This is a genomic window from Streptomyces sp. NPDC051909, from assembly GCF_040681095.1.
GTDB lineage: Bacteria > Actinomycetota > Actinomycetes > Streptomycetales > Streptomycetaceae > Streptomyces.
In genome coordinates, this window is sequence record NZ_JBFAYA010000011.1 from 22881 (window position 1) to 48508 (window position 25628).

General features: G+C 71.9%; 29 protein-coding genes and 2 pseudogenes. 14 read left to right on the forward strand and 17 right to left on the reverse strand.

The genetic code is table 11. From position 1 onward, the window contains the following. The first annotated feature begins 226 nt into the window (after positions 1 to 226). Positions 227 to 1177, forward strand: coding sequence for a DMT family transporter (locus AB0M18_RS18880; protein ID WP_365759312.1), 951 nt, complete (start codon positions 227 to 229; stop codon positions 1175 to 1177). Here the strand turns inward: AB0M18_RS18880 and AB0M18_RS18885 are convergent. Together AB0M18_RS18885 and AB0M18_RS18890 are read right to left on the reverse strand one after the other, a co-directional pair. Continuing rightward, positions 1174 to 1824 (reverse strand): FMN-binding negative transcriptional regulator, encoded by a 651-nt coding sequence (locus AB0M18_RS18885; RefSeq protein ID WP_365759314.1) that lies wholly within the window; start codon positions 1822 to 1824, stop codon positions 1174 to 1176. The two genes, AB0M18_RS18880 and AB0M18_RS18885, sit on opposite strands and share 4 nt — an antisense overlap. Positions 1825 to 1834: 10 nt before the next feature. After that, entirely contained in the window at positions 1835 to 2533 is a 699-nt protein-coding gene (locus tag AB0M18_RS18890; protein ID WP_365759316.1) for a pyridoxamine 5'-phosphate oxidase family protein, read from the reverse strand. Between the two features lie 35 nt (positions 2534 to 2568). On the opposite strand from AB0M18_RS18890, the gene AB0M18_RS18895 reads away from it, so the two are divergent. Further along, positions 2569 to 3900 (forward strand): aminotransferase class I/II-fold pyridoxal phosphate-dependent enzyme, encoded by a 1332-nt coding sequence (locus tag AB0M18_RS18895; protein ID WP_365759318.1) that lies wholly within the window; start codon positions 2569 to 2571, stop codon positions 3898 to 3900. Between the two features lie 15 nt (positions 3901 to 3915). Here the strand turns inward: AB0M18_RS18895 and AB0M18_RS18900 are convergent, their stop codons facing one another. Continuing rightward, entirely contained in the window at positions 3916 to 4905 is a 990-nt protein-coding gene (locus AB0M18_RS18900; RefSeq protein WP_365759319.1) for a DMT family transporter, read from the reverse strand. Positions 4906 to 4979: 74 nt separating this feature from the next. Between AB0M18_RS18900 and AB0M18_RS18905 the strand changes: the two genes are divergently transcribed. Next, entirely contained in the window at positions 4980 to 5885 is a 906-nt protein-coding gene (locus AB0M18_RS18905) for a LysR family transcriptional regulator (RefSeq protein WP_365759321.1), read from the forward strand. Between the two features lie 28 nt (positions 5886 to 5913). On the opposite strand, the gene AB0M18_RS18910 is transcribed toward AB0M18_RS18905, so the two are convergent. Next, positions 5914 to 6372 carry a pyridoxamine 5'-phosphate oxidase family protein gene (locus tag AB0M18_RS18910; protein WP_365759323.1) on the reverse strand — a complete coding sequence of 153 codons (459 nt, stop codon included), beginning with the start codon at positions 6370 to 6372 and terminating at the stop codon, positions 5914 to 5916. 81 nt (positions 6373 to 6453) lie between these two features. Between AB0M18_RS18910 and AB0M18_RS18915 the strand changes: the two genes are divergently transcribed. After that, a complete protein-coding gene (locus tag AB0M18_RS18915; protein ID WP_365759325.1) occupies positions 6454 to 7128 on the forward strand; it encodes a cysteine hydrolase in 675 nt (224 codons plus the stop codon). Here AB0M18_RS18915 and AB0M18_RS18920 read toward each other — a convergent pair. Continuing rightward, positions 7115 to 7534, reverse strand: a complete 420-nt coding sequence (locus tag AB0M18_RS18920; RefSeq protein WP_365759327.1) for a Rieske (2Fe-2S) protein — start codon at positions 7532 to 7534, stop codon at positions 7115 to 7117. The two genes, AB0M18_RS18915 and AB0M18_RS18920, sit on opposite strands and share 14 nt — an antisense overlap. Before the next feature lie 188 nt (positions 7535 to 7722). Beyond that, the gene (locus tag AB0M18_RS18925) at positions 7723 to 9033 is read right to left on the reverse strand and encodes an ROK family protein (RefSeq protein ID WP_365759329.1); all 1311 of its coding nucleotides are present in this window, start codon (positions 9031 to 9033) and stop codon (positions 7723 to 7725) included. 194 nt (positions 9034 to 9227) lie between these two features. Between AB0M18_RS18925 and AB0M18_RS18930 the strand changes: the two are divergent. Further along, positions 9228 to 9442 (forward strand): annotated as a pseudogene (locus AB0M18_RS18930) (pyroglutamyl peptidase); the annotation flags it as partial. 195 nt (positions 9443 to 9637) lie between these two features. On the opposite strand, the gene AB0M18_RS18935 reads toward AB0M18_RS18930, so the two are convergent. Both AB0M18_RS18935 and AB0M18_RS18940 read right to left on the reverse strand, forming a co-directional pair. Beyond that, complete coding sequence (locus AB0M18_RS18935; protein WP_365759331.1) at positions 9638 to 10732, reverse strand: iron-containing redox enzyme family protein; 1095 nt, start codon at positions 10730 to 10732, stop codon at positions 9638 to 9640. Between the two features lie 85 nt (positions 10733 to 10817). Then, positions 10818 to 11078 carry a CDGSH iron-sulfur domain-containing protein gene (locus tag AB0M18_RS18940; protein ID WP_365759333.1) on the reverse strand — a complete coding sequence of 87 codons (261 nt, stop codon included), beginning with the start codon at positions 11076 to 11078 and terminating at the stop codon, positions 10818 to 10820. Between the two features lie 216 nt (positions 11079 to 11294). Here AB0M18_RS18940 and AB0M18_RS18945 point away from each other — a divergent pair, with 216 nt between their 5' ends. Together AB0M18_RS18945 and AB0M18_RS18950 are read left to right on the forward strand one after the other, a co-directional pair. Continuing rightward, positions 11295 to 12617: a cytochrome P450 gene (locus AB0M18_RS18945; RefSeq protein WP_365759335.1), complete on the forward strand. Its 1323-nt coding sequence runs from the start codon at positions 11295 to 11297 to the stop codon at positions 12615 to 12617. Then, positions 12614 to 13336: a UdgX family uracil-DNA binding protein gene (locus AB0M18_RS18950; RefSeq protein ID WP_365759337.1), complete on the forward strand. Its 723-nt coding sequence runs from the start codon at positions 12614 to 12616 to the stop codon at positions 13334 to 13336. Before AB0M18_RS18945 ends, AB0M18_RS18950 begins: the two co-directional genes overlap by 4 nt. A gap of 18 nt (positions 13337 to 13354) precedes the next feature. Here AB0M18_RS18950 and AB0M18_RS18955 read toward each other — a convergent pair whose 3' ends face one another. Both AB0M18_RS18955 and AB0M18_RS18960 read right to left on the reverse strand, forming a co-directional pair. Further along, entirely contained in the window at positions 13355 to 14047 is a 693-nt protein-coding gene (locus AB0M18_RS18955) for an HAD family hydrolase (RefSeq protein WP_365759343.1), read from the reverse strand. Between the two features lie 51 nt (positions 14048 to 14098). After that, entirely contained in the window at positions 14099 to 14776 is a 678-nt protein-coding gene (locus AB0M18_RS18960; RefSeq protein WP_365759345.1) for a HemK2/MTQ2 family protein methyltransferase, read from the reverse strand. Between the two features lie 243 nt (positions 14777 to 15019). On the opposite strand from AB0M18_RS18960, the gene AB0M18_RS18965 reads away from it, so the two are divergent. Beyond that, on the forward strand, positions 15020 to 15496 hold the full coding sequence (locus AB0M18_RS18965; RefSeq protein ID WP_365759347.1) for an SRPBCC family protein: 477 nt from the start codon (positions 15020 to 15022) through the stop codon (positions 15494 to 15496). 64 nt (positions 15497 to 15560) lie between these two features. Further along, on the forward strand, positions 15561 to 15716 hold the full coding sequence (locus AB0M18_RS18970) for a DUF5670 family protein (RefSeq protein WP_365759349.1): 156 nt from the start codon (positions 15561 to 15563) through the stop codon (positions 15714 to 15716). A 162-nt stretch (positions 15717 to 15878) separates the two neighbouring features. On the opposite strand, the gene AB0M18_RS18975 is transcribed toward AB0M18_RS18970, so the two are convergent. After that, positions 15879 to 16979 carry a glutamate--cysteine ligase gene (locus tag AB0M18_RS18975; protein ID WP_365759351.1) on the reverse strand — a complete coding sequence of 367 codons (1101 nt, stop codon included), beginning with the start codon at positions 16977 to 16979 and terminating at the stop codon, positions 15879 to 15881. 138 nt (positions 16980 to 17117) lie between these two features. On the opposite strand from AB0M18_RS18975, the gene AB0M18_RS18980 reads away from it, so the two are divergent. Then, positions 17118 to 18248, forward strand: a complete 1131-nt coding sequence (locus AB0M18_RS18980) for an SDR family oxidoreductase (protein ID WP_365759353.1) — start codon at positions 17118 to 17120, stop codon at positions 18246 to 18248. A 150-nt stretch (positions 18249 to 18398) separates the two neighbouring features. Here the strand turns inward: AB0M18_RS18980 and AB0M18_RS18985 are convergent, their stop codons facing one another. From AB0M18_RS18985 to AB0M18_RS18995, 3 genes are read right to left on the reverse strand one after another with little or no spacing between them, the layout of a single operon-like run. Continuing rightward, positions 18399 to 18779: a hypothetical protein gene (locus AB0M18_RS18985; protein ID WP_365759355.1), complete on the reverse strand. Its 381-nt coding sequence runs from the start codon at positions 18777 to 18779 to the stop codon at positions 18399 to 18401. Next, on the reverse strand, positions 18743 to 19060 hold the full coding sequence (locus AB0M18_RS18990; RefSeq protein ID WP_365759357.1) for a hypothetical protein: 318 nt from the start codon (positions 19058 to 19060) through the stop codon (positions 18743 to 18745). Before AB0M18_RS18990 ends, AB0M18_RS18985 begins: the two co-directional genes overlap by 37 nt. After that, positions 19057 to 20082 carry an LLM class F420-dependent oxidoreductase gene (locus tag AB0M18_RS18995; RefSeq protein WP_365759359.1) on the reverse strand — a complete coding sequence of 342 codons (1026 nt, stop codon included), beginning with the start codon at positions 20080 to 20082 and terminating at the stop codon, positions 19057 to 19059. The genes AB0M18_RS18990 and AB0M18_RS18995 overlap by 4 nt, the downstream gene beginning before the upstream one ends. Before the next feature lie 245 nt (positions 20083 to 20327). Here AB0M18_RS18995 and AB0M18_RS19000 point away from each other — a divergent pair, with 245 nt between their 5' ends. Both AB0M18_RS19000 and AB0M18_RS19005 read left to right on the forward strand, forming a co-directional pair. Further along, complete coding sequence (locus AB0M18_RS19000) at positions 20328 to 20651, forward strand: plasmid stabilization protein (protein ID WP_265862822.1); 324 nt, start codon at positions 20328 to 20330, stop codon at positions 20649 to 20651. An 886-nt stretch (positions 20652 to 21537) separates the two neighbouring features. Further along, positions 21538 to 21693 (forward strand): hydrophobic protein, encoded by a 156-nt coding sequence (locus AB0M18_RS19005; protein WP_265862821.1) that lies wholly within the window; start codon positions 21538 to 21540, stop codon positions 21691 to 21693. A 75-nt stretch (positions 21694 to 21768) separates the two neighbouring features. On the opposite strand, the gene AB0M18_RS19010 is transcribed toward AB0M18_RS19005, so the two are convergent. Both AB0M18_RS19010 and AB0M18_RS19015 read right to left on the reverse strand, forming a co-directional pair. Further along, positions 21769 to 22953: an alcohol dehydrogenase catalytic domain-containing protein gene (locus tag AB0M18_RS19010; protein WP_365759363.1), complete on the reverse strand. Its 1185-nt coding sequence runs from the start codon at positions 22951 to 22953 to the stop codon at positions 21769 to 21771. 83 nt (positions 22954 to 23036) lie between these two features. After that, complete coding sequence (locus AB0M18_RS19015) at positions 23037 to 23384, reverse strand: helix-turn-helix domain-containing protein (protein ID WP_365759364.1); 348 nt, start codon at positions 23382 to 23384, stop codon at positions 23037 to 23039. 653 nt (positions 23385 to 24037) lie between these two features. On the opposite strand from AB0M18_RS19015, the gene AB0M18_RS19020 reads away from it, so the two are divergent. Further along, positions 24038 to 24397 (forward strand): STAS domain-containing protein, encoded by a 360-nt coding sequence (locus AB0M18_RS19020; RefSeq protein WP_365759366.1) that lies wholly within the window; start codon positions 24038 to 24040, stop codon positions 24395 to 24397. Positions 24398 to 24480: 83 nt separating this feature from the next. Continuing rightward, positions 24481 to 24591: pseudogene (locus AB0M18_RS19025) on the forward strand (hypothetical protein); the annotation flags it as partial. 267 nt (positions 24592 to 24858) lie between these two features. On the opposite strand, the gene AB0M18_RS19030 reads toward AB0M18_RS19025, so the two are convergent. Beyond that, the gene (locus AB0M18_RS19030) at positions 24859 to 25599 is read right to left on the reverse strand and encodes a metallophosphoesterase (RefSeq protein ID WP_365759735.1); all 741 of its coding nucleotides are present in this window, start codon (positions 25597 to 25599) and stop codon (positions 24859 to 24861) included. Positions 25600 to 25628 lie beyond the last annotated feature (29 nt).

Genomic DNA, 25628 nt, shown 5'->3' on the forward strand with positions numbered 1-25628 from the left:
CCTGGCACGGCACCTCGCTGCGTTGCCGAAGCGCCCCGATAGCTCCGCTGTCGAGACGCTCCAGCGCCTTGCGATGCTTCCCCTCGGCCCTGGCGGGCCTGGGGAGACCCCAAGCACCAGACGACGCGGCCTATCCGACCCTGATCCGCCGGACAGGCCCTCGTCGCTGCCCGCCCGCGGAGCCCAGCGACCACCTTCCCTTCCTGTCTTCACACGGAGAACGCACGTGTCGAATTCCTTCGGCCCCGCCCTGTCCACGGGGCGGAGCCTCACCTATCTGGTCGTCGCCGGAATCGCCTGGGGCACCGCCGGGGCCGCCGCCTCGCTGGTCTTCCGGGCCAGCGACATGGGTCCCCTCGCCCTCTCCTTCTGGCGCTGCGTCGGCGGGCTCGTCCTGCTGCTCGGCGCGCTCGCGCTGCGGCGCGGGCCGAAGGCCCCGGCCGCTCCCGAACCGCGCCGCCGCCGGCTCCTCCGGATCCTCGGCACCGGGATCGGCCTGACCGTCTTCCAGAGCGCCTACTTCGCCGCCGTGCAGGCCACGGGCCTCGCCGTCGGCACCGTCGTCACCCTCGGTGCCGGGCCCGTGCTGATCGCCGTCGGCGCACGTCTGCTGATGGGCGAGCGGATCGGGGCCGGCGGCGCCGCCGCGGTCGGCGGCGCGCTCGCCGGACTCGGGGTCCTCGTCCTCGGCGGCGGCGGCGCGGAGGTCCGCCCGCTCGGCGTCGTCCTCGCCGTCCTGTCCGCCGCCGGATACGCGGCGATCACCCTGCTCACCCGCTGGCTCGGCCGTACCGGCGGCAGCGGTGACGCACTGTCCACCACCACCTGGGCCTTCGCCGTCGGCATGGTGGGTCTGCTGCCCATGGCCTGGGCGGAGGGCCTGCTGCCGCACACCGACGCGCCGCTGCGGATGCTCGCCCTGCTGCTGTACGTGGCCGCCGTGCCGACGGCCCTCGCGTATGCGCTCTACTTCGCCGGGGCGGCCGTGGTCCGCGCCGCGACCGTCTCCGTGATCATGCTCCTGGAGCCGGTCAGCGCGGCGGTCATCGCGGTCACCCTGCTCGGCGAGCAGCTCACCGCCGCGACGGTCGCCGGGACGCTGCTCCTGCTGCTCGCCGTGACCGGTCTGGCGCTCGCCGAGACCAGGTCGGCGACGGCGCCGGCGACCGCCGGCTAGCCGCCGGTCCCGGGCGTGCGGCGGGCCTTGTGGCCGAGGGCCGCCGCGTCGCCCGGGCCCCGGCGGGCGGTCAGGCGGTCGGTGACGCGGTCGCGGATCTCGGCCGGCTTGTTGCCGCCGTACTTGAACTTGGCGCGTACGTCGGTCACTTCGAGCCGCAGCATCCGGATGCCCGGGAGCATCCGGCCGAACGGCGCCTCGCCCGGGGCCGCCGCGGCCGTGCCGCCCTCCGGCTGGAAGTGGGCGACCTGGCGGTTGAGCAGGGCCGCCTTCTCCGCCGGGTCGTCCACGACATGGGCCGTGCAGCGGAGCTGGACGGCCGCGTAGAAGGAGGTCGGGGTGCCGTGTGCGGACGGCTCGCCCTCCGGGGCGGTCCAGTGGCCGGGGACGTAGACGTAGTCGTCGACCACGCTGAGCAGCACGGTGGACGAGCGCTCCAGGTCGCGCCAGAGCGGGTTGGGCCGGGCGAGATGGGTGAGCGCCTGGCCGTACGGGCCGGGCTCCGGCTCGTAACGGAAGTGCAGCGGCTGCACCCACGGCGGTTCGCCGGGCGCGCCGTTCACCGCGAGCTGGCCGAAGTCGTGGCGGGCCAGCCAGTCCCGCCACTCGCCCTCGTCGAGCGCGGCGTCCCAGGGGTGGATGAGCATGACGTTCCTCCTAGAGGGCGGCGAGGTAGGCGGGCAGCGGCAGCCCGGCGGGCTGGTCGGCGGCCGGGACCGGGGTGCCGTAGCCGCGCTGCACCGGGACCACGCCGGCCCAGTGGGGGAGCGCCGCGTCCTCGGGCTCGTCGTTGGGGCCGCCGGTGCGCACCTTCGCCGAGACCTCGGCGAGTTCGATGCGGAGCACGGCGGTGGCCGCGAGCTCCCTGGCGTTGCCGGGCCGGGAGTCGGCGGCACGGCCGGGCACCACGTGGTCGACGAGCGCGTCGAGCGCGGTCCGCAGCTCCTCGGGGTCGGTGACCTGGTGGGCGACGCCGTGCACCACGACCGAGCGGTAGTTGATCGAGTGGTGGAAGGCCGACTTGGCGAGCACCAGGCCGTCCACATGGGTCACGGTCAGACAGACCGGCAGGCCCGGCGCGTCCTCGCCCCGGCCGGCCGAGCGCAGCGGCCGGGAGCCGGTGGACCCGTGCACGTACAGCCGCTCGCCGATCCGCCCGTAGAGGGTGGGGAGCACGACCGGCGCGCCGTCGCGGACGAAGCCGAGGTGGCAGAGGTAGGTCTCGTCGAGGAGCGAGTGCACCAGTTCGCGGTCGTACGAGGCGCGCTCCCGGGAGCGGGTGGGCACGGTGCGCTCGGTGGGGGCGTACTCCCCGGCGGCGGCGGTCGCTTCCGTCTCGGTCTCGGGCTCGGTCATTGCGGACTCCATTGCACTAGTGCATAATATGTTTTGTGCTAGGAGAGTATCGGATCGAAGGTCGTCGCGCATCGGAGATCGCCGCCGGCGTCGAGCGCGGGGTCGGCATGGGGCAGCTCCAGCCCGGACAACTCCTCCCGCCGATGCGGGAGTTGGCGGCCGCTCTCGGGGTGAATCCGAACACCGTGGCCGCCGCCTACCGCACCCTGCGCGAGCGCGGGGTGATCGAGACCGACGGGCGGCGCGGCAGCCGGGTGCGCGCCGCGCCCGCGACCACCGCGCGCGGCTCGATCCGGGTCGAGGCCCCCGAGGGCGTACGGGACGTGAGCAACGGCAGCCCGGACCCCGCGCTGCTCCCGCCGCTCGGCGAGGCGCTCGCCGCCGTCGCGCGCGAGTACGCCGAGCGGCCCCCGCTGTACGGGGAGGCGCCGATCGACGAGGGGTTCGCGCGGCTCGCCCGCGCGGCCTTCGACGAGGGCGGCGTGCCGGCCGGACCGGTCGGTGTCGCGTCCGGCTCGCTCGACGCCGTCGAGCGGGTGCTCGCCGCGCATCTGCGGCCGGGCGACGCCGTGGCGGTGGAGGACCCGGGCTGGGGCAGCCTCCTCGACCTGGTGCCCGCCCTCGGCCTGCGGCCGGTGCCGGTCGCCGTCGACGACGAGGGGCCGCAGGCCGATGCCGTGGCCCGCGCCCTGCGCGCGGGCGCGCGTGCCGTGATCGTCACCGACCGCGCCCAGAACCCCACCGGCGCCTGCGTGACCGCCGAGCGGGCCGCCGCGCTGCGCTCGGTCCTCGCCGCGCACCCCGACGTGCTGCTCGTCGAGGACGACCACGGGCACGGCATCGTCGCCCAGCCGCCGCACCCGCTGGCCACGGGGGAGGGGAAGTGGGTGTTCGTCCGCTCGGTCGCCAAGGCCTGGGGTCCCGACCTGCGGATCGCCGCCTTCACCGGCGACGCGGAGACGGTGGACCGGGTGCTCGGGCGCCAACGGCTCGGCCCCGGCTGGGTCAGCCGGCTGCTCCAGCGGGCCGTGGTGCACCTGTGGACCACGGACGCGGTCGATCCGGCCGCGGTGGCGGCCTCGTACGGGGCACGGCGCGACGGCCTGGTACAGGCACTCGCCCGACGCGGTGTCGAGGCGCACGGACGCAGCGGCATGAACGTCTGGGTCCCGGTCGCCGACGAGACCGGCGCCGTCGCCCGGCTCCTCGGCGCGGGCTGGGCGGTCGCCCCCGGCGCCCGCTTCCGCATGGAGGCAGGCCCGGCGGTCCGGCTCACCGTCTCCGGCCTCGCCCGGGCGGACATCGAACCGCTCGCGGACGCGGTGGCGTACGCGGCGGGGCCGGCGCCGGCGCGCAGCTACGGCTGAGGGCGCGGGCCGGTGCTACGAGCGGGTGCCGGCGGCCTCGGAGCGAGGGGTCCTGTCCGGGGCGGCGGCGACGGGCGGCGTCGGGACGGTGCGGCGCGGGCCACGGGTCTGGGTGAGGGCGGCGCCCGCGAGGACGACGACCGCGCCGACCGGCGTGTTCCACGACAGCTGCTCGCCGAGCAGGGCGACACCGGCGGCGGTCGCGATGACCGGGATGAAGTACGTGACCATGGACGCCGTCGTCGGGCCGACCTCGGCCACGACCCCGTACTGCAGCAGCATCGCGCAGCCCGTGCCGAGCGCGCCCAGGGCGATCACCGAGAGCAGCGGCAGGACCTCGACCGACTCCGGCCAGGTGGTGAACAGCGGGGTGACCAGGGCCAGCTGGAGCGTGGCCAGGCCGACCTGGGAGCCCGCGAGGGAGAGGTTCGAGGCGCCGGTGCCGGTCAGGGTGCGGCGGACGTAGATCCAGCCGACCGCGTAGCTGAAGGAGGCGAGCAGCGCGAGCGCCGTGCCCGTCACGTCCAGGCCCGAGAAGCCCTGCCAGGCGCCGAGCACCGTGAGCACCCCGACGAAGCCGATACCCAGGCCCGCCGCGCGCACCCGGGTGGGCCGGTCCTCGGAGAGCGCCACCAGCGACAGGAGCATGCCCCACAGCGGGGTCGTCGCGTTGCAGATGCCCGCGAGCGTCGACGGGATGGTCAGCTCCGCGTACGCGAACAGCGAGAACGGCAGCGCGTTGAGCAGGAACGCCGCCACCGTCAGATGACCCCACGTGCGCGCCCCGCGCGGCAGCCGGTCGCGCTTCACGACCATGGCGACGGCCAGCACCGCCGTACCGAACAGCAGCCGCCCGAAGGTCACCTGGAACGGCGCGAAGCCCTCCGTGCCGACCTTGATGAAGAGGAAGCTGAAGCCCCAGATCAGGGCCAGGACGCCGAAGCGGACGCGCCAGTCGACGGTGCGCGGGCGGCGGGGTGCGGAAGGGGCGGCGGAGCTGCTCATGGAACTCAGGGTGACCGAGCCGACCTCGTAGTACAAGCGAGAATTCTTTGAGGCGACCTCTTAGAATCGCTTACATGTTGAACCTGGAGCGCCTGCGGACCCTGGACGCCGTCGCGCGGCACGGCTCGGTGAGCGGCGCCGCCGAAGGGCTGCACGTCACGACCTCCGCCGTCTCGCAGCAGCTGGCCAAACTGGAGCGCGAGATCGGACAGCAGCTGCTCGCCCGGAGCGGGCGCGGGATCCGGCTCACCGACGCCGGGCTGCTGCTCGCCGAGCACGCCTCCCGGATCCTCTCGCAGGTGCAGCTCGCGCAGGCGGACATCGAGGCGCAGCGCGGCCAGGTGGTCGGCGAGGTGCGCATCGCCGCCTTCCCCACCGCGATGCGCGGCCTGTTCCCGGCCGCCATCCGCGCGCTGCGCTCCGCCCACCCCGAACTGCGCGTGCATACGGCCGAGTTGGAGCCGGACTTCGGGACCCGTGACGTGCTGCGCGGGGACAGCGACCTCGCCGTCGTCCTCGACTGGAACAACAAGCGGGCGCCCGTCCCCGCCGGGCTCGAACGGGCCCATCTGCTCGACGACTCCGCCGATGTCGCCCTGCCCGCCGACCACCCCCTGGCCGGGCGCGCCTCCGTCGAGCTGGACGACTTCGCGGACGAGGAGTGGGTCTCCTGGCCGGCCGGCGAGTTCTGCCACGACTGGCTGATGTTCACACTGCGCGGCAAGGGCATCGAGCCGCGCATCGCGCATGTCGCCGGCGACCACCACACCCAGCTCGCCCTGGTCGCGGCCGGACTCGGCGTGTGCGTCGCGCCCCGGCTCGGCCGCCCGGCGACCATGGACGGGGTGTCCTTCGTGCCGGTACGCCAGCCGGTGCGCCGCCATATCTACGCGACCTGGCGCACCGACGCGGGGCGCCGCCCGTCCATCCGCGCCGTCGTGGAGGCGCTGCGGGAGGCGGGTGCGGCGCACGAGGGCTGAGCCGCCGCACATCCCTCCGGTGCGGGCCTCAGATCTTGCGGAAGTCCCAGGAGGCGACGGTGTCCGGGGTGAGCCGCATCCAGGCGTGGCGGCCGTCGTGCGGCATCGTGTCCAGACCGAAGTTCTTCGCGGCGAAGAGGCGCTCGGGGGCGTCGAGTTCTGCGCAGGGCTCGCCGGTGCGCGGGGCCTCGCCGACGAACTCCACGGTGCCCGAGAGCTCCACGCCGCGCAGCTCCCCGTACTCCACCCCGTCGTCGACCACGACCGCGACCTGCGGCCGGGCCCGCAGCTCGGCCCAACGGCGGCTGCGGGTCAGCGAGTAGAGCCAGAGGGAGGTGCCGTCCCAGGCGAACCACAGCGCGCTCACATGCGGGCGGCCGCCGGCCGACACGGTCGCGACCCGGCAGGTGCGCTGTTCCGTGAGGAAGGTGTCGAGCTCGGCCGGGGTCATCATGATCCGGCGTCCGCGGCGCTGTGCGACGCTCATCGTGCGCACCCTTCTGGATTTCTGATGGAGTGTCAGAAATCATGGGGCCTCGGGCGGCCGGAGGGCAAGGAGGAGGATGTCATGGGTCAGGGGAATCGGCGCAGGGAACTGCTCAGGGAACAGCTCGCACCGGACGGGGCCGTGCTGCTCACCGTCGAGTGCCAGCAGGGTGTCGTCGGCAGCGACAGCGCCCTGCCCGAACTCGCCGCCGTGGCCCGCTCGTCGGGCGCCCTGCACAACGTCGCCCGGCTGGTCGCCGCCGCCCACGAGGCCGACGTGCAGGTCCTGCACGCCGTCGCCGAGCGGCGCCCCGACGGGCGCGGCGCCAACCACAACGCGCGCCTGTTCCGGGCCGCGGCCCGGCTCCCCGTACAGCAGCACACCGGCAGCACCGCCGTACGGATCGCCGCGCCGATCGAGGTGGCCGAGCAGGACCTGGTGGTGCGGCGGCTGCACGGTCTGTCGCCGATCGCGGGCACCGACGTCGACCCGCTGCTGCGCAACCTCGGCTGCCGCACCCTGGTGGTCACCGGCGTCTCCGCCAACGTCGCCGTTCCCAACGCCGTGTTCGACGCCGTGAACCTCGGCTACACGGTGGTCGTGCCGGCCGATGCCATCGCGGGCGTGCCGGCCGACTACACCCCTGCGATGATCCGCAACACCCTCGCCCTGGTCGCCACCATCGCCACCACCGACGACGTGCTCGGCTGCTGGAAGGCGCCCCGGCGCGCGGCCCCGGGGGTCAGCCGAGCCTGATCGCCTCCCCGGCCACCTCGATCGGCATCGGCTCCAGGGGCTTCGTCGCCGGGCCCTGCTTCACGCTGCCGTCGTTGACGTCGAAGCGGCTCTGATGGCAGGGGCAGACGATGACGCCGTCCGCCACGCTGCCCACGGCGCAGCCCTGGTGGGTGCAGCGGGAGGAGTAGGCCTTGAACTCGCCCTGCTTGGGCTGGGTGATGACCACACCCTTGTCGGCGAGCACCTTCCCGCCGCCCACCGGGATGTCGCCGGTCTTCGCGAGCGGCGCGTTCTCCTCGTGCGTCTCCGTGCCGCCCGAGCCGTTCTTGTCGCCGCCGTCGCTCCCGCCGCAGGCGGCGAGGGCCGCCGTCAGACCCGCTCCACCCGCCGCCGCGACGACCGTCCTGCGCGCCACACCGCTCATCTCGCACCTCTCCGATTGATCCGCTGATCCGCATGCGCCTTGATCTGCATGCGCCTTGATTCGCATGCGCCTTGATCCGTACGCGCGGCCCATGCTGTCGGACCCGGGCGCTCCGCGTCAGCCGTACGCGGGGACGAGATCCGTTCGGGGGTCTCACTCGCGGCGGGGCGGCCGCTGCCGGGGCGGCCTCAGTGCACCGTTCGCTCGCGCAGGGTCGTACGCCAGGCCGGCTGCGTCCCGGGCTGCTCCGCCTCCGGCGTCTCCGGGTCGGCGCGGCGGCCGCCGCGGGCGAAGAAGTCGGCGAGGGGGAGGATCGCGGCGCCGATGGTGACGGCCTCCGGACCCAGGGTGCCCAGGCCGATGGTGACGCGGGCGGCGGGGTGGCGCAGGGCGTGGGCGCGGGCGTGGACGCGGACCCGGTCGAGGAAGGAGCCGCCGAGCTGGAGTCCGGCCCACCCGCCGACCAGGATGCGTTCGGGCTGGAAGAGGTTGATGAGGTCGGAGAAGCCCGCGCCGAGGTATTCGGCGGTCTCCTCCAGGACCGCGAGCGCGGTGGGGTCGGCGGCCTGGTCGGCGGCGGTGAGGAGGGCGGCGAGGGCGGTCTCCTCGCCGGCGCCGGCCGGCGGGTTGCCGCCCGCCTCGCGCCAGCGGGCGACGAGGGCCTCCGCGCCCGCGTACGCCTCCAGGCAGCCGAGCGCGCCGCAGCGGCAGCGGCGCCCCCGTACCCGTACCGTCAGATGGCCCCACTCCAGGGCGCGGCCGGGACCCATCGGGTCGGTGGCCACGCAGGCGCCGACGCCCGAGCCGAGGAGCGCGAAGACCGCGCTGCGCGCGCCGCGCCCGGCGCCGAACCAGAGCTCGGCCTGACCCATGGTGCGGGCCCCGTTGTCGATCCGGTACGGGACGGTGGCGGGCAGCGCGCCGGTCTCGCGCAGCAGTCGCTCCAGCGGGACGGCGTCCCAGTCGATGGTCTGGCCGTGCACCACGGCGCCCTCGGGCTCGTCGTGCGTGACGATGCCGGGGACGCCGACCCCGACGCCGAGCAGCCGCTCCGGGTCCATGTCCGCGGTGCGCAGCACCTCGGCGATGCCGTCGCGGATGTGGCCGACGACCACCCCGACCTCGTAGCGCGCGTGCGGCTCGGCGGCGTCGACGGCCAACGGGCGTTCGGTGCGGGCGAGTTCGGTGAGGGTGAGGTCGAACAGCTCGATCCTGATCCGGGTCTCGCCGACGTCCACGCCGATCATGCAGCCGCTGCCGGGCCTGATCCGCAGCAGCGTGCGGGGCCGCCCGCCCGCCGAGTCGACGCTGCCGGCCTCCTCGACCAGCCCCTCGGCGGCCAGTTCGGCGACCACGTTGCTCACCGAGCCGGAGCTCAGACCGGTGGCCGGTCCGAGCGCGAAACGGCTCATCGGACCGTCGAAGTACAGTCGCCGCAGCACCGCCGTGCGGTTCTCCCGCCGCAGGTCGCGCACTGTACGGCCACTCGTTGCTCGCACCGTAACCCCCGTTCACTTGCGTCTTTTTCGCAAGATACACCTGGTGCGAGGCCTTGACACGTCCTTCCCTTGCTGTTTGACTCACGTCATAAATTAAGCCGAGCCCGAAAGGCTCGGCCCGGGGCGCCGCGCGAGACTTCAGCCCTGCCGCGCGAAATCCGGAGCGGGGGCGGGCGGTGGCGGGGGGCTGACGCTCCAACGAGATCGCCCACCGGGGCACCCTGCTGCGCGGCTGCCCCGGCCTGACGCGGCTGTCCGGCGGCCATGTGTACATGCCGGTCCTCCAGTTCGGCCCGGATCAGACCGACCCCGTGGCGGGTACGGTCACCGACCCCGAGTCGTACGGAACCGGCTCGACGTCATCGTGCAGGTGCGGGCGGTCGTCGCCGTGACCGCCGCGGCCGAGTAGGCTGAGGCGGCCGTGTCAGCGACGGGGGCGGCACCGGCCACCTGGGAGGGTTCGTGTGGCTGTTCGCCGGAACCGAGCACGTGCGCTGGCACGACGACGAGTCGGGATTCGCCGACGACTCGAGGAGGACCTGGACAAGGATGCCGCTCCCGAGGAGCGGCGGGCGGCGGCCGTCTGGCGGCGCGGGCTGCAGGACTACGAGTCCTCCTCCCGGGTCTGTGTCACGGTCTCTGCCGGCGCCTGTGGCTGCGGTGGGTCGTTGAGCGCGGCGCGCAGCGTCGTGGTGCCCTTCTCCCAGGCGCTGGTGACGTGTGTGGCGAACGCGTTTTCGAGGAATCTCGTGGCCTCTGCGCCGAATGCCACGTCGAGGGCGAGGGCTGGTTCGTCGGCGAGCAGCCCGCCGACCACTTCGCGTCGGACGAGCTGTTCGTGGACGGCGTCGGCTTCCACGTGTTCGTCGTAGAAGCGCACAGCGGCTTCGGCGGCGCCGGTCCTGCGCATCGCGGCGACCATCCGGGACGCGGCGGGCGACGAGGCGATCTCCAGAGCGGCGAAGTGTCCGACGAGGGCGCCCCTGAGGGCTCGGTGGAGGCCGAGCAGCGACATCAGGTTGGCGTTGGCGAGGGCCGGCGCGCCCACGAACGGGAGGTAGTGACCGTATGCCGGATCGAGACCGAGGGCGCGCATGAGGTCGGCGTACAGACGGGCGTGCATGTGCTCGGCCCGACCGCAGCCGTATTCGTCGTACTGGATCGTGATCATGCCGGCCTTGGCACGGCCCTGGAGTCGCGGCACCACCCAGAGGTGCGGGTCGGCCTCGCGGAGCTGGTGCACGGAGCGCAAGACGGCGTGTTCCCGCACGTGGCGCAAGGTGCCACGGCGGATCAGGTAGTGGGAGACGCCGTCTCCATCGCCGTCGGACGGTTCGGTCAGCAGCCGTCCGAACACCTCGTCGGGGTCGTCCGGCCGAGCGCACGCCGCACGCAGCGCCTCCTCGAAGCGCCGTTCCAGGAGGGACCGCAGCCTGAGCGGACCGTGATCCCACTCGGCCTCGTCGGGGACGTCCGCGAAGCCCTGATAGTGGAGTTCGTAGCCGAGGTGCAAGGCCAGCTGGAGGTCTTCCCCATACGGATCGGCGGCCTTGACGGCACGGCGGCCGGGCAATGGCCCGGTCCCGGCACGCAGGCGGGAGACGAGGGCCTCGGACAGCTCACCGCGAGGAGGAGGCAGCTCAGGCCTGCCGCCCGGGGCGGTGGTTCCCCCGGTCTCCCGCAAGACTGTGGTGGTCATGGCACGGTCTCCTCACGTCTCCGCCTTGGACCCGGATGCACGCGCCCTTCGCAGGAAGGGGCCCACGGCGCGCGGCTGCCTGCGCTCAGCCCGGCCGCTCCAGCCTGCTCCGGCCGGGCCGCATGCGGCGGCGGTGGCTGGCGTCGCAGAACGGTCCTCTGAGACTGCGTCGGCACATGCACAACGCGACGACAGGCCGGTCGCTGCGCCTGACGGTTCCGTCGGCCAGCACAATCTCCACCGGACCCTCGACCAGCAGAGGTCCGTCCACCACGGGCGTGATCCGCGTGGCGGACCTCCGGGGCGCGGCATCCAGGTCCTTGGCGGGTTGCTTCACAGCATTCACGGTGTACCTCCCCTCGCGGGCTCGCGCGAGTCACGTGTCGGCGAATGCCCCGCTGCGCTGGCGGTATGCCCCGCGTGCGCGTGCGCGAGGCGGAACGGGGTAGCCGCAGGCGGCAGGAGACCGCCGTACGGCGAGCCGCCACCGCGGCCCGCTGAGCGGCTGGGCCGTCTTGAGTGCTCCACATCTGACGCGCCCCACGGCGAAGGGAGTCAGACCATGCGCCTGTCCTGCCCTGACCACTCGAACCCCGACGGGGCGGCGGCGCGGCGTTCCGGCGTCGACCGCACGCTCGCCCTGCTTCTGAAAGGGTACGGATGGCTGCCGGCGCTTCGACGGGACCAGCCGGGCGAGCACCCGGTGGCGACCCGGCTGTTCGGGCGTCCGACGCGGGTGCTGCGCGGCCCCGAGGCGGTCGCGTTCTTCTACGACGAACACCACGCTCTCCGCTCCGGCGCGCTGCCAGGACCAGTCCTCGACACACTGTTCGGCCGGGGCGCGGTACACACGCTCGACGGCCCGGAACACCAGGCCCGCAAGGCGATGTTCCTGTCATGGCTCACCGGTCCCGAGGCGGTCGGCGCGCTGGCCCGCGGAGCGGCCGAGGGGCTGCGCGAGCGGCTCGCCGAGCGGGAGGGCGAGGAAGTCACGCTCTTCGACGAGGGCGGGCTCGTCCTCGCCCGCGCCGTGCGCGACTGGGCGGGGCTGCCCGGGTACGACGCCGGCGGCACCGTACGACTGGGCCGGGACTGCGTGGCGATGGTCGACGGCTTCGCCACACCGGGACCGCGCCATCTGCGGGCCCGGCGGGCTCGGAAGAGGCAGGAGGAGCTGCTGGCCGCCGAGGTCGTACGAGCCCGGGCCGCGCCGCCGGCCGGGCCGCCGCGTACACCCTTCGAGGCGGTGGTGGCCCACCGCGACGCCGACGGATCGCCGCTGGACCCGGCGACCGCAGCCGTGGAACTGCTGAACATCGCGCGGCCCACGGTGGCGATCACGTGGTTCCTGACCTTCGCCGCCCACGCGATGAGCCTGCGACCCCGTCTGCGGCGGCGGCTCGCTGAGGAGGAGCCGGTCGGCCTCGCCCGGTCCTTCGCGCACGAGGTGCGCCGCTTCTATCCGTTCGTCCCGTTCATCGGCGCCCTCGCGCCTGACGGGCTCGTGCTGGACGGGGAGCGGCTGCCGCACGGCACACTGCTGCTGCTCGATGTGTACGGGCGGAATCACGACCCCGCTCTGTGGGATGACCCGTATCGCTTCGTCCCGGACCGGTTCCTGACCACCTCACCGCACACCGACGCGCTGATCCCGCAGGGCGGTGGTCCGCGCGAGGGGCACCGCTGCCCGGGCGAGGACATCACCGTCGCGGTGCTCGCCGAATTGACCCCGGTGCTTGCCCGGCTCGACTTCACCGTTCCCGAGCAGGACCTGCGCATCCCGCTCAACCGCGTCCCGACACGACCGCGGGACGGTCTCCGGATCGTCATCGGTGCCAGCGCTGGAGCTGCGTCCGGATCCCTGATGGGGGGCGTGCGACCGTGACCGCCAGCCGCACCAAGGCCACCGCCCTGGATTCGTACGACGACGAGAGGTACGACGCGACGCCCTTTCTGCCGCGGCGCGGCGGCCTATCCGCGCACCGCCGGGCCGCCGCCGACTGCCGCGGCTGCCCGCTGCACCGGCACGCGAGCGGCACCGTCTTCGGCCGGGGCCCCGCACACGCGCGGCTGATGCTGGTGGGCGAGCAGCCCGGCGACCGCGAGGACCAGGAGGGCAAGGCTTTCGTGGGCCCAGCGGGCCGGCTGCTGTCGCGGGCGCTGCGCGATGCCGGGGTCGACGAGGAGGACGTGTACCTCACGAACGCGGTCAAGCACTTCAAGTTCACCCAGGCGGAGACCCGAAAGCGCCGGATCCACAAGGCGCCGAGCCTGCGCGAGACGCTCGCCTGTCGCCCCTGGTTGCTCGCCGAGCTCCGGCTGGTTTCCCCCGCGGTGATCGTCACGCTCGGCGCCACCGCGGGCCGCGCGCTGCTCGGCTCGTCCTTCAGGGTCGGGACTGACCGGGGCGTGCCGCAACCGCTGCCTGACCTCGTCGGCGGGCAGGACGGCGGCAAGGCGGACGGCTTGGCGGACGGCGTCCAGGTGCTCCCGACCGTGCACCCCTCCGCGGTGCTCCGGTCACGGGACCGGAAGGAGATGTACGAAGGTCTCGTCGCCGACCTCCGGACGGCCGCCGACGTACTGGAGGACACCGCTGGATGAGGCGCAGGGCCCCGGCTGTCACTGCCGGGGCCGCGACAGCGGGCTGGTGTCGATCCTCCGCAGCAGGGTCATGGCGTCCTCGCAGACGAGCACCGCGCCCGCGTCCTCCAGCTCGGCGCGCGTCGTGCCTCCTGTCAGCAGGCCGATGCACGGCAGTCCTGCCCGCCTGGCGGCCTCTACGTCCCAGACGGTGTCGCCGACGAAGACGGCGTTCTCGGACTCGGCGCCCACCGCTTCCAGGGCCGTCTCCACGAGGTCGGGTGCTGGTTTGGTGGCGTCCACGTCTCCGCTCGAGGTGACCGCCTCGATCACCTCGTCGGCGTCGAGCAGCCCGCGGACGGCGGCGACCTCCTCCTCGGAGGCCGAGCTGGCGAGCACGACCCGCCATCCGCGCGCCGCCACCGCGCGCAGCAGCTCCGTCGAGCCCTCGAAGGGGCGGAGATTGCCGTACCAGGCGGCATAAAGGGCCGCGTGGGAGTCTGCAATCGCACTGTCCTCAGCGTGTTGGCGCCGCTCTCCGAGGACCGCGTCGAGAAGGCGATCGGCGCCCATGCCGATCGCGCGGTGGATGCGGGACATCGGTACGTCATGACCGTGTCGGCGCAGTGCCTGCCACCAGGTGAGGGTGTGGAGGTAGTTGGTGTCCACCAGGGTCCCGTCGACATCGAACAGGGCAGCACCCCGGGACGCTCGTGCCGCACGCGCAGTCATCGTGTCCTCCTCCCACCGAGCCCGCCGATGGAAGCGGTCGATGCGGTTCGGTCATGCCGCTTCGCGGTCACGAGTGCCCCATATCGCCGAGGGCATGCGGGCGGGGCTGCGGACCGCCCGGATCACCACCAGCTCCTCGTTGGTGGTTCCGGGTGCCACAAGGCCCTGCCGCTCGAACCACGGGACCCGCGCCGTCATGACCGGTCCGAACGGCTGTATGCGGCGGGCGGTGACCCGGGCACACAGGCCCGCCCGACTCAGAGCGGCCAGGCTGGCGGCCACTCCGCTGAGCGAGGACTGCACGAGCAGGAGCACGCCGCGGGGCGTCAGCAGGACGGGAACGGACCGGCAGATCCGATCGAGCAGGAGTCGCCCGTCGGGCCCGGCGTCCCAGGCGCGGCGCGACCCGCCTGCGGGTGCCTCCGGCGCTGCAGTGGGCACATAGGGCGGGTTGACGGTGATCAGGTCGAAAAGCCTGCCGAACACGGGTTCTGTGAGGTCGCCGCGCAGGACCCGGACCCGGCAGCGGTGAAACACGGCGTTGAGGCGGGCCGCGGCGACGGCCACGCCGGAGATGTCGGCCGCGGTCACCTCTGCCCCTCTGCGGGCCGCCGCGATGGCGAGGACCCCAGTGCCGGTGCACAGGTCGAGCGTGCGGATGCCCGGCTCCAGCCGTTCGCGGGCGAGGCTCTCCAGGAGCAGGGACGTGTCACCCTGCGGGGCGTACACCCCGGGCGGTCTGAACAACCTTGTCGCCGCGATCGCGGCCGTAGCCGCCCCGGAAGTCGTGGTGGTTCTGGTCGTCCTGGTCATTTTCCGCGAGTACCCCGGGCAGGCCCGGACACGCCTCGTGCCGGACCTTCCCCGCTGCAGTCACTCTTGGGACCGGGACGGATGTCAGCCCGGTTAGGCGTGCCGACCGCGGGCACTCGCGCTGTGATCGGTGCATTTGCCGGTCAGGAGGTGAACACGATGGTGCACGCCACGATCGAGGTGGACGCCCCGCTGCGCGAGGTCTACGACCAGTGGACGCAGTTCGAGGAGTTTCCCCGCTTCATGGACGGTGTCGAGGAGGTCCGTCAGCTCGACGACCGGCACTGCCACTGGCGGACCGTGATCGCCGGAGTGACCCGGGAGTTCGACACGGAAATCGTCGACCAGCTGCCCGACGAGCGCGTCGCGTGGCGCACCGTTGCCGGCGATGTGAGGCACAGGGGCGTCGTCACCTTCGAAAGCTCCGACGACAGCCACACTCGGGTGAATCTCGCCATGGAGATCGAACCTCAGAGCCTGGCCGACAAGGCCGGAGCAGCCATCGGCATGGCCGACAGCCGTGTCGAAGGGGACCTGTACCGGTTCAAGGAGTTCATGGAGGATCGCGAACGTGCGACCGGCCGCTGGCGCGGCCGGCTCAGGCCTGTGGAAAGCGATTCCTCGAAGGAGCCCTGACGGGGCCCTGGGTGCCGGTCCGCGGTCCGCGCGAGCAGCCGCTCTGTTCCTCAGGAGGCTCATCGTGATTCCTTTGCTCATCGTTCTACTCGTGATCCTGTTGCTCTTCGGCGGTGGCTTCGCCCTCGAGCTGCTCTGGTACATCGCCATCGCGCTGTTCGTACTGTGGGTGCTGGGCTTCCTGTTCCACGCCGCAGACCGCCGCTGGTACCACTGGTGACGGGCTCGTTCGGCCACTCGGCGCCGGCCCGACTGGCCGGCGCCGAGTCCTGCCATCTGGCCAGATCGTCTCGTCGGCAGCTTTGCCGCTGGCTGTGAGAACCCCGCCCCGGAACCAGACCTTCGTCAGCCCCGGACCAGACTTTCGGACCAGACTTTCGCGTCAGCCCCGGGCGGTCAGCCGCGCCAGCGCGTCCACCACATCGCTGAGGCGGCCCTGGCGCCGGAACACAGCGCGCTGTCGGGCCGCCCCGACCCCGTGGACTCGGATGCCGCGCAACTGGCGCAGTACGCGCGCGGTGTCGCCGGTGAACTCGAGCGTCGGGAGCACCCGGTCGACGAGTCGGTCGACCAGTTCCGCGCCAGGCCGCACGGCGCCGGTGCACGGATCGACTCCGTAACCGGACAGGCCGTATCTTGCCGCCAGTTCGTGCGCCAGCAGCAGTCGGCGCAGAGGCGTCCGCGGCATCGGCTTGCCGACCTCCTCGTCGACCAGAAGAGTCGTGGCGAGGGCGCGGACGAGGGACGCCAGGATGACGACTGTGTCCACGTCGGCATTGGAGTCGGCGATGCGGATCTCCAGGGTCGGCACATGCTCGGACGGCCGAGCGTGCCAATACACCATCCGCCGGTCCAGCAACATGCCGGTGCGCACCAGCTCGGCCACGTGCGCAAGGTAGCGGGGCTCGTCGAGGGCGGGCGCAGGTCCGACGGTGGGCCACTTCGCGTACTCCACAGACCGCCAGCTGGCGAAGCCCGTGTCGCCCCGCCGTGCGAACGGCGAGTTGGCTGTGATGGCCTGGAGGACGGGGAGCCACGGCGCCATGCGGCGGGAGAGCGCGAGTGCGAGCTCGCGGTCCAGCGTGCCGACGTGGACGTGGCAGCCGCAGACGAGCCCGTCGAGCGTACTGAAACGGGAGGCGAACCGCTGGGCCATGCGTCGGTAGCGCTCGTTGTCGGTGATGGTCAGTGGTTGGGTGGGCGGCACCGCCGGCGTTCCAGTGGCGACCGGATGACAGCGTGCCCTACGGGCCGCGGCGCCGATGGCCGACCGTAGCCACACCAGCTCGTCCCGCAGATCGCGGCATGAGGCAGTGGGCAGCGTCATAGTCTCGATCTGGGCGTTGAAGAACTCGTTCTGGACCTGCTTGCCGAGGACCGGGGCGGCCGAGGCGATCACCTCCGGTGCCCGGTCCACGGGGGCACGGCTCGCGTCGTCCACGAGGACGAATTCCTCCTCGACTCCCATGGTCAGGTACGTCATGGCCAACTCCTCGGCTCGGTCACGCGACTACCCGGCCGTGGTCTTCCCACCCGTGTCTGTGGATCAGGCGTGTTCCGCCCGAGCCGGGGCAATGGCCGAGTGGGTTGTGCTCTGCGGCCGGCAGACAGGAGCGTGATCATGATCCGGACGTCCGATGCGCTCTCGTTCGTCGAGGGTCTGCTCGTGCTGCGTGCGGTGCGGGTCGGGCCCGCTCGTCGACCGTTCCACGGACGGACCGTCGTCGTCACGGGAGCGAGCGCCGGGGTGGGCCGGGCCACGGCGCGGGCCTTCGGGTCGTCCGGGGCCCGCGTGGCTCTCCTCGCCCGGGGCCGGGCGGGCCTGGAGGCGGCGGCCGAGGAGGTCCGTCGGGCCGGGGGCGAGGCTCTGGTCGTGCCGGTGGACATGGCGGTGCCGTGGATGGTCGAGGAGGCCGCGGACCGCGTCGAGAGCCGCCTGGGTCCGGTAGACGTGTGGGTGAACGCGGCGTTCACGTCCGTCTTCGCACCGTTCCTCGCGGCGGCTCCCGACGAGTACGAGCGGGTCACGGAGGTGACGTACCTGGGCTGTGTGAACGGGACCCGGGCCGCGCTTCGGCGGATGCTGCCCCGGGACTCCGGCGCGGTCGTCCAGGTCGGCTCGGCCCTCGGCGAGGCTGCCGTGCCGCTGCAGGCCGCGTACTGCGGGGCCAAGCATGCGATCAACGGTTTCACCGCCTCCGTACGCCTCGAACTCCTGCACCGCCACAGCCGGGTGGCGGTCACGGTGGTCCAGCTGCCGGCCGTGAACACCCCGCAGTTCTCGTGGGCGCTGTCCCGGCTGCCGTACCGGCCGCGCCCGGTGGCGCCGGTGTTCCAGCCGGAGGTCGCGGCCCGTGCCGTGCTGCACGCCGCCCGCCGACCGCGGCGCAAGGAGTACAGGGTCGGGGCCTCGACGGCGGCCGCGGTGCTGGCCCATCGGGCCGCGCCGGGTCTCCTGGACCGGTATGTCGCCCGTACCGGTTACGCGTCCCAGCAGACGGGTGAGCCGTCGCGGGGCGAGGACCCGCACAACCTGTGGGCCCCGCTGGACGGGCCCGACGGGCAGGACCACGGCGCCCACGGGGCCTTCGACGACGAGGCGGCCGCGCACTCGCCGTACGCGGCCCTGGCCCGTCATCCGGCGGTCACGGGCGCGGTGGCCGTGGGTGCGGCGGCGCTGGCGGCCCGGAGCCTGCACACAACGCATGGGCGGTTCGGGCTGGGTTCGCGCCCCCGGCGCACGAGGCGGTGAACCGCGATGACGGCTTTCGAACTGGTGGACCTCTGCCTGCACACGGAGGATCTGGGGCGCCTCGAAGTGCCCCTGTGGGGCGACAACGGGGTGCGGGGCGCCCCAGGGCCAGTACTGGCCGGCGACGGGCAGTTCCTGTTCGAGACGGGCTTAGAAGGGCGCGAGGTCGGCGTAGTCAAGCGGCCAGTCGACGCCGACCCCGTCGAGGGTGCGGGTTCGCAGATCGGAGGGGTGCGGCCGGGGCGCGTAGCCGGCGAAGTGGACCATGGATCCGCCCACCCCGCGACCGGAGTCGTTGGAGCCGAACGGCACTGGGTCGGGGCCGTCGATCACTTGTGGTTCGGTCCAGTACTGGCCGCGGGAGCCCTCCTCATCTCTCACCCAGTCCTTCGCCGGATCCCAGAGCGGTCCGGCTTCCAGACACACCACGTGCCAGCCGGCGTGGGCGAGGCGCTGGATGATCACGGCACCGCCGGCACCGCACCCGACGACGATCAGGTCCACATCGTCGGTGTGGGCGAACCGGCGCATGCCAGACAGGAGCGCGCTCGCCGGCGGCAGCCACGCGGAGGCGTTGCGGGCGCGCAGTGCGCCCGGGGGCGCAGGGTCTCGCGGAGGGTACCGGTGGCGGCGTTCCAGACGACGCGGGGGCCGGCCCAGCCGGCGATTCCGGCGGCGAGTCCGAGCGGGTCGAGCCAGACCGGCCACCACATGATGCGGTTGCCGAAGGAGGCCCGGTCGTGTTCCAGGAAGATCTCGGCGCCGCTGACCGCGGCGCCGAGCAGCTGGTCTCCGACGGTCTGTTTCGTCACGGCTGGTCACCTCTGTCGGCGCCGTCGAGGTTCCAATGCCCAGTGGTCCCAGTAGTTGGGCTATTGTCGGCGCCGGCCAGCAGCGGGAGCACCTCTTTGCGGTAGAAGTCGAAGAACCCGCGCTGCTCGGGGCCGATCTGGCCGATGTGAACCCGGTCGAAGCCGGCGTCCACGTACTCCTGCACGTGGCGAGCATGTTCCTCCGGGTCGGGGCCGCAGGGTACGGCCGCGCCGACGGCTTGCTCGGTCACCAGTTCCGAGGCCTGCTCGAAGTGGCGTGGGGTGGGAAGGATCTGGCCCAGCTCCCCTGGGAGGTGTTCGATCGCCCAGAGCCGGTGAGCCGTGCGGACCGCTGTTTCACGGGTTTCGGCCCAGCACACCTTGGTCGACGCGTACGCGGGCCGCTCCGGGGCGCGCGCCCGGAACCGGGAGACCAGACCGGCGTCCGGCGCGGTGCTGACGAAGCCGTCGGCTATCCGGGAGGCGACGTCGGCCGCCTTCGGTCCGAAGGCGGAGACATCGATGGGGGGCGGAGTCGCGGGGAGCGTGTAGAGGCGGGCGTTCTCGACCGTGTAATGCGGGCCGTGGTGGGCGACCTCCTCTCCGGTGAACAGCTCTCGGATCACCGCGACGGCCTCTTCCAGCATCTCCAGGCGCACGTCCGCGGGCGGCCAGCGGTCCCCGATGATGTGCTCGTTGAGCGCCTCGCCGCTGCCGAGCCCGAGCCGGAACCGCCCGTCGAGCATGATCTGGGAGGTCGCGGCCGCCTGAGCTACCAGCGCGGGGTGGATGCGTACGGTCGGGCAGGTCACGGCGGTCTCGACAGGCAGACCGCTCACCTGGGAGAGCGCCCCGATCACGGACCAGACGAAGGGGCTCTCGCCCTGCTCGTCGTTCCACGGGTGGAAGTGGTCCGAGATCCATAGCGAGCGAAAGCCCGCGTCCTCCGCCATTCGGGCCTGCTCGACGAGATCGCCCGGCCCGAACTCCTCACAGGAGAGGAAGTAGCCGAACTCGGTCATGACGCCTCCATGAGTGCGGGTCGCCGCTCCATTCCCTGAGTTCCGTCGGTGCGGCTGCCCGGGTGACCGAGAGGGAAACCTGGGTCCGCGGTGTGGTTCAGGGCATGATGGTCCGCGGTGTGGTTCAGGGCATGATCCCGACGCGGGCCTGGGCGCGGCGCCACCTGCATGAAGACCGGTGGAAGGGGCAGCAGCGGAAGGAAGACTCTGCCGCCCGGACAGGGCCTGTCGGGAAGGAGCAGGACATGCCTCGTGGATCAAGCGCCAAGCGGGAACGCCAGTACGAGCACATCAAGCAGAGCGCCCTGGACCGGGGCGAGAGCGAGAAGCGCGCGAAGGAGATCGCCTCCCGCACCGTGAACAAGGAACGCGCCCGCTCGGGTGAGTCCAAGACAGCGAGCAAGAGCTCCACACAGGACATGTCGTCCTCGCGCCGTGGTGGCAAGCGTTCCCACAGCGGCTCCGAGGGACCCACCTACGACCAGCTGTACTCGGAGGCCCAGCGGCGCAATCTGCACGGACGGTCCCAGATGAACAAGGCGGAACTCAAGCGGAAGCTCGGCCATTAGGGGCCAGACATGGATGATCGCGAGCCTCGGAACGGCCTGCGGAGGCCGACGAACAGGACAGCGCGTGAGCGACGCGACGGGGAGAGACAGAGCGCGGCGGACAACGGTGAGTCCCATGGAGATGGCGGCCACGCGCTCAAACGCCGGCGACCAGGTATCGGGCGCGAGGAGCAGCTCCGCCCGCTCCCGCCGTAGGAAAACCGTCCCGTTTGACCTATGAACGCCGCCGTAATTGGCTCTGACCGCAGTTGCGTGAATGATTCTGTGGGCGAGGGTGGCTGACCATGTGCCGCTCGTGCACCACTCAGTCAGGTCATGCGGATGCCTGTGGATCTGCGCGTCCCAGCATTTCGGCGAGGGAGATACCAAGTTCGGGTTGCTGTGATTCGACGTGCTCGCAGCTGAGCTCGGGTACGCGGGCGGAACTTGGGTTCCTTGGCGCAGCCGCAGGGTTCACGGCCCGTCACATGGCCTTCGACGACGCCGGAGCTCCACGTATGGGTGAGTTCGGCGGTGACGGCGTCGAGGTCCTGGCGGAGCAAGCCTTGGGCATGAGCCGGGCCGCCTGCTGCGGCGCGCACCAATAGGCGTCAGGCTCCAACGAGCCTCGCTCGCCGAGGGATCAGCCCCGCCGTGAAGCCAGCGGGTGATCACCGCGAGGACACGGGGTCCCCCTGGCGTGTGCGGGGCAGCCGAAGCGGTAGGCCCGGGCGGAAAGCCCGACCGCGCCCGTCGGCACGGTACGGCGAAGGCGCGTCGTGCGGCCCACGGGCCGCATGTCCTCACGGTTGAAGGGCATGCATGGGCGTGGCGCGGGAAGTTGCGCGGTGGGCGACCGGCATCGCGGCGGACACGACGCCAGGCCGGGGCCCGAGGAGGTGTCGTCATGATTCCGCTTCTGCTCGTGTTGCTTCTCATTCTGGTGCTCTTCGGAGCCGGCTTCGCCGTAGACGTGCTGTGGTACATCGCCCTCGCCGTGCTGGTGCTCTGGGTGCTGGGCTTCTTCGTCCATGGTGCGCAAGGACGCTGGTATCGCTGGTGACGCGGGACCCCTACCGCGTGCGTCCCGGCACGCTCCTTCCCGAGCGTGCCGGGACGCCTTGTCCGCGGACGGCGTTCAGGGCTTGAGCAGGGTCTTGATCATGCCGTCGTCCTTGGCCTGGAACATTGCGTAGGCCCGGGGCGCCTCCTCCAGCGGCATCGTATGGGTGGCGAAGCCCTCCACACCGAGGGGGTCCGAGTCGTCGAGGAGCGGCAGGATGTCGTCCACCCAGGACCGGACGTTGGCCTGGCCCATACGGAGCTGGATCTGCTTGTCGAACATCGTGAGCAGGGGCATGGGATCGATCGCCCCGCCGTAGACACCCGAGACGGATACGGTGCCGCCCCGGCGGACGATGTCGATCGCGGCGTGCAGGGCGTCGAGGCGGTCGATGCCCGCGTGTTCGATCAGCGGCCTCGCCAGGGCGTCGGGCAGTACGGCTGTCGCTCGTTGGGCCGCCGCCGCGAGCCGTGTGCCATGAGCTTCCATTCCCACGGCGTCGATCACGGAGTCCGTCCCGCGCCCGTCGGTCAGGCCTCGGACGACATCGCCCAGATTCTTCCCGTGCTCGTCCGGATCGATGGTGTGGACACCGTGCGCCCGGGCACGCTCGAGCCGGGCCGCCACCGGGTCGACGCCCACCACCAGGCTCGCGCCGCGGTGCAGCGCGATCCGCGCGGCCATCTGGCCGATGGGCCCGAGTCCCAGGACGGTGACGGAGCCGCCGGGCGGAATGTCGGCGTACTCCACCGCCTGCCAGGCGGTGGGCAGAACGTCGGAGAGGTAGACGTAACGCTCGTCGGGTGGGCCCTTGGGGACCTTCACGGGCAGCGTGTCGCCGAACGGTACCCGCAGGTACTCGGCCTGCCCGCCGGGCACCTGGCCGTAGAGCTTGGTGTAGCCGAAGAGCGCGGCACCCATGCCGTAGTCGTGCACCTGGGTGGTCTCACACTGGGACTGGAGGCCTTGATCGCACATGAAGCAGCGTCCGCAGGAGACGTTGAACGGGATGACGACCCGGTCGCCTGGGCGGAGAGTGGCGACCTCCGAGCCGACTTCTTGCACGAAGCCCATCGCCTCGTGCCCCAGGACGTCTCCGGCGTCGATGAAGGGGCCCATCACCGTGTAGAGATGGAGATCGGAACCGCAGATCCCCGTGGAGGTCACCTTCACCACGATGTCCGTGGGCTCCTCCACCTGCGGGTCGGGTACGGATTGCACGCGGACATTCCGCGTGCCCTGCCACGTCACTGCGCGCATCACTGCCTCCTGGCATGGTGCGGGAAAGGAACACCAAGCGCCTGCCCCTGCCCTGACCGCCTACTCGCGTATGCCGAGCGCTCTCAGTTCCGGGCACGCCGGGGAGCGGAGCGGTCTGCCTCGGCCTGAGGTTCGACGAGGAGCCGCAGGAGGCCGGCGATCTCATGGCCGGCTTCGGCAGGGTGGCGGAAGGGAGAGCCGGAAGCGATCGTGTAGCGGTTCCGGCGCGCGTCCTCGGCCCGGCTGCGCGTGAGGTATCCGGCCTCTTCGAGGTCCGAAACGATCGCTTGGACTGTGCGCTCGGTCAGTCCGCACACCGCCGCCACGTCGCGGAGCCGCACGCCGGGATCGCGGGCGATGGCCAGCAGGACACGGGCGTGATTCGTCAGGAACGTCCAGTCGGATCCACGGCTGCCGGAGTTGTCTCCCATGAATCCACTATGCCTCCCGATGCAGCGAGCGGGGATGCGGGAAGGCCGAGAATACCCGAGGGAGATTTCGTGTAACGGGCGACGTATGATGAATGGAGAGCGGTGAGATTTCAGGCACTTCGGAAACCTCGGCGCTTCCTGAGAGGCGGGCTCATGATTCCTGGAACGGCGGTTCCTTCCGAGGACACCGGAACCGGTGACCGCAGTGACCACTGTGACTACTGCGGGGAACGGGTGGCGGAGAAGTCGCCATGTCGCGCCTACGCGCCGGACTCCTCGTATCTCGCTCCTCGTGACCGGTGGCAGGACGGTTGGCGGCCTGTGGTGGCCTGTAGCGCTGCGCACCTGCAGGCATCGGTCTCCGCCTTGAGGGCGCGTCCCTTCGTCGAGGCGGAACTGTGGGCGGAGCGTCTGATCCGCGTACGCGCGAGACATCCCCGGGGTATCGGTCTCGCTGATCTGGAACAGGAGTCCTGTCTCACCTCCGACCAGGTAGAGGAAGCCGCCCTGTGGACGGGGCGACGTCGTGTGCCCGCCCGGGAGACGGGAGTTGACTCCTCCGAGCCCGCACCGACCGCCGCAAGCGACAAGCGGAATGGCCTGCATGGGATCTCGGAGGCAGGGCAGTCGCCGTCGTGACCAGGAGGTGCGTCATGACATCCGGCAAGGAGCAGACCGCACACCCCGAAACCGAAAGCCGTGTCCCGCACTCATTCGTCGTGTGGGTGAGCGGCGACTTGGACCTCGACCACTCGGCCGAGCTGCGGCCCTTGCTTCTCGACGGTGTCGCGCTGGCCCCCCGGGGCACTGAAATCGTCGTCGACCTCCAGAACTCGTCGTTCTGTGACTCGACCGGTCTCAATCTGCTGTTGACCGCCAGGGAATTGGCACTCGAATCGGGAAGCCGTATCACCCTGGCCGCTCCCAGTCACCAGATGGTGCGGCTGCTCGAAATCACGGGTTCCGTCGATCTCTTCGGCCTCGGCCCGGCCGAGCAGAGGTGGCCCCGGTGATCGCCAGGGGTGCGCACGTCGGAGAACGCCAGGAGACATGCGACGAACGAGCCGACCGACTGTGGGGCGAGCTGCTCCACGAAGTGCGTCTCGCCTTCACCGGTGTTCAACTAGTCCCGGCGGCGACCGGCACGCTGACCGCTCCTGTGTGTCTGCATCGGCTCGTCACCGGCCTCGGCGTGAAGCCGGAAGCCGTCGTCTGGGCCTCGAGGCTGACGTCCACGGGCTTGGTGCTGTTCCTCGGAGCCATTTGCGCTCGCCCTGCTCGTCGTCCTGCGCACGGTCGTCAGCCCGCCCGCGGCCGTGATCATCGATGCCGCCCTGCTGATCTGGTTCGCCGTCTGCTGGCTGATTCCCGCACTGGTCCTGCGCCGAGCCGTCTCGTCCCGGCGTCCGAAGCTGTGCGGTGGAGCAGAGCTGATGGTGTCGGCCGGCCGGCGGGCGACGCCCGTTCGGCCGATTCAGGCGGGGCAGTGGCCGGAGACCGGCAACTCGTAGAGTGCGAACGCCCGGTCGATGACCGGCTGCGCGACATTGCGCACGCGCACCCCGCCGGCCGTCATACCGTGCTCCGTCCCGAGGTGCGCGTGGCCATGGATGGCGAGGTCCGCACCTACGGAGTCGATCGCCTCGGCGAGCAGGTAGCTGCCGAGGAACGGATAGATCTCGACAGGCTCCCCCGCCAGGGTGTCGGGGACGGGCGCGAAGTGCGTCAAGGCGATGCGGACATCACAGTGTTCCGCGCTCAACTCCTCCAGCGCGGAGGCCAGCCGCTCGGCGCCGACGTGTGCCACCCGGACCCACGCCCTCATCTCCGGCTCGCCGAAAGCGCCCGCACTTCGGCCCGCGAATCCTCCGCAGAATCCCTTCGCGCCGGCCACGCCGACCGAGTGGCCTGCAACGGAGAGGACGGTCGACTGTCCCTCCAGGACGCCGACATCAGCGGAGACGAGCGTGCGTGTGACCGCGCCCTGCTGGTCCGAGTGATAATCGTGGTTGCCCAGCACAGCGATGACCGGGACACCGATGTCCCGGACCTCCTCGGCCACCACCAGCGCTTCGTCGACAGTGCCGTGGCGGGTCAGATCACCGGCGAGCAGAAGCACGTCGGCACACTCGGGGAGTGTCAGGAACGCGGGACGCAGCAGTCCCGCGCATTCCGGACTCAGATGGATGTCACCGACCGCCGCCACTCTGACCACATGGTCGCTGCCCCGCGCGGCCGTCGGCG

Coding starts and splice junctions, on each gene's coding strand:
- AB0M18_RS18900 (WP_365759319.1), bottom strand. CDS start 4,905: ATGAGCAGCTCCGCCGCCCCTTCCGCACCCCGCCGCCCGCGCACCGTC.
- AB0M18_RS18975 (WP_365759351.1), bottom strand. CDS start 16,979: ATGACGTACCTGACCATGGGAGTCGAGGAGGAATTCGTCCTCGTGGAC.
- AB0M18_RS18985 (WP_365759355.1), bottom strand. CDS start 18,779: ATGCGCCGGTTCGCCCACACCGACGATGTGGACCTGATCGTCGTCGGG.
- AB0M18_RS18995 (WP_365759359.1), bottom strand. CDS start 20,082: ATGACCGAGTTCGGCTACTTCCTCTCCTGTGAGGAGTTCGGGCCGGGC.
- AB0M18_RS18915 (WP_365759325.1), top strand. CDS start 6,454: ATGGGTCAGGGGAATCGGCGCAGGGAACTGCTCAGGGAACAGCTCGCA.
- AB0M18_RS18945 (WP_365759335.1), top strand. CDS start 11,295: ATGCGCCTGTCCTGCCCTGACCACTCGAACCCCGACGGGGCGGCGGCG.
- AB0M18_RS18885 (WP_365759314.1), bottom strand. CDS start 1,824: ATGCTCATCCACCCCTGGGACGCCGCGCTCGACGAGGGCGAGTGGCGG.
- AB0M18_RS18955 (WP_365759343.1), bottom strand. CDS start 14,047: ATGACTGCGCGTGCGGCACGAGCGTCCCGGGGTGCTGCCCTGTTCGAT.
- AB0M18_RS19020 (WP_365759366.1), top strand. CDS start 24,038: ATGACATCCGGCAAGGAGCAGACCGCACACCCCGAAACCGAAAGCCGT.
- AB0M18_RS19015 (WP_365759364.1), bottom strand. CDS start 23,384: ATGGGAGACAACTCCGGCAGCCGTGGATCCGACTGGACGTTCCTGACG.
- AB0M18_RS18920 (WP_365759327.1), bottom strand. CDS start 7,534: ATGAGCGGTGTGGCGCGCAGGACGGTCGTCGCGGCGGCGGGTGGAGCG.
- AB0M18_RS18910 (WP_365759323.1), bottom strand. CDS start 6,372: ATGAGCGTCGCACAGCGCCGCGGACGCCGGATCATGATGACCCCGGCC.
- AB0M18_RS18905 (WP_365759321.1), top strand. CDS start 4,980: ATGTTGAACCTGGAGCGCCTGCGGACCCTGGACGCCGTCGCGCGGCAC.
- AB0M18_RS18890 (WP_365759316.1), bottom strand. CDS start 2,533: ATGACCGAGCCCGAGACCGAGACGGAAGCGACCGCCGCCGCCGGGGAG.
- AB0M18_RS19010 (WP_365759363.1), bottom strand. CDS start 22,953: ATGCGCGCAGTGACGTGGCAGGGCACGCGGAATGTCCGCGTGCAATCC.
- AB0M18_RS18980 (WP_365759353.1), top strand. CDS start 17,118: ATGATCCGGACGTCCGATGCGCTCTCGTTCGTCGAGGGTCTGCTCGTG.
- AB0M18_RS18935 (WP_365759331.1), bottom strand. CDS start 10,732: ATGACCACCACAGTCTTGCGGGAGACCGGGGGAACCACCGCCCCGGGC.
- AB0M18_RS19000 (WP_265862822.1), top strand. CDS start 20,328: ATGCCTCGTGGATCAAGCGCCAAGCGGGAACGCCAGTACGAGCACATC.
- AB0M18_RS19005 (WP_265862821.1), top strand. CDS start 21,538: ATGATTCCGCTTCTGCTCGTGTTGCTTCTCATTCTGGTGCTCTTCGGA.
- AB0M18_RS18965 (WP_365759347.1), top strand. CDS start 15,020: ATGGTGCACGCCACGATCGAGGTGGACGCCCCGCTGCGCGAGGTCTAC.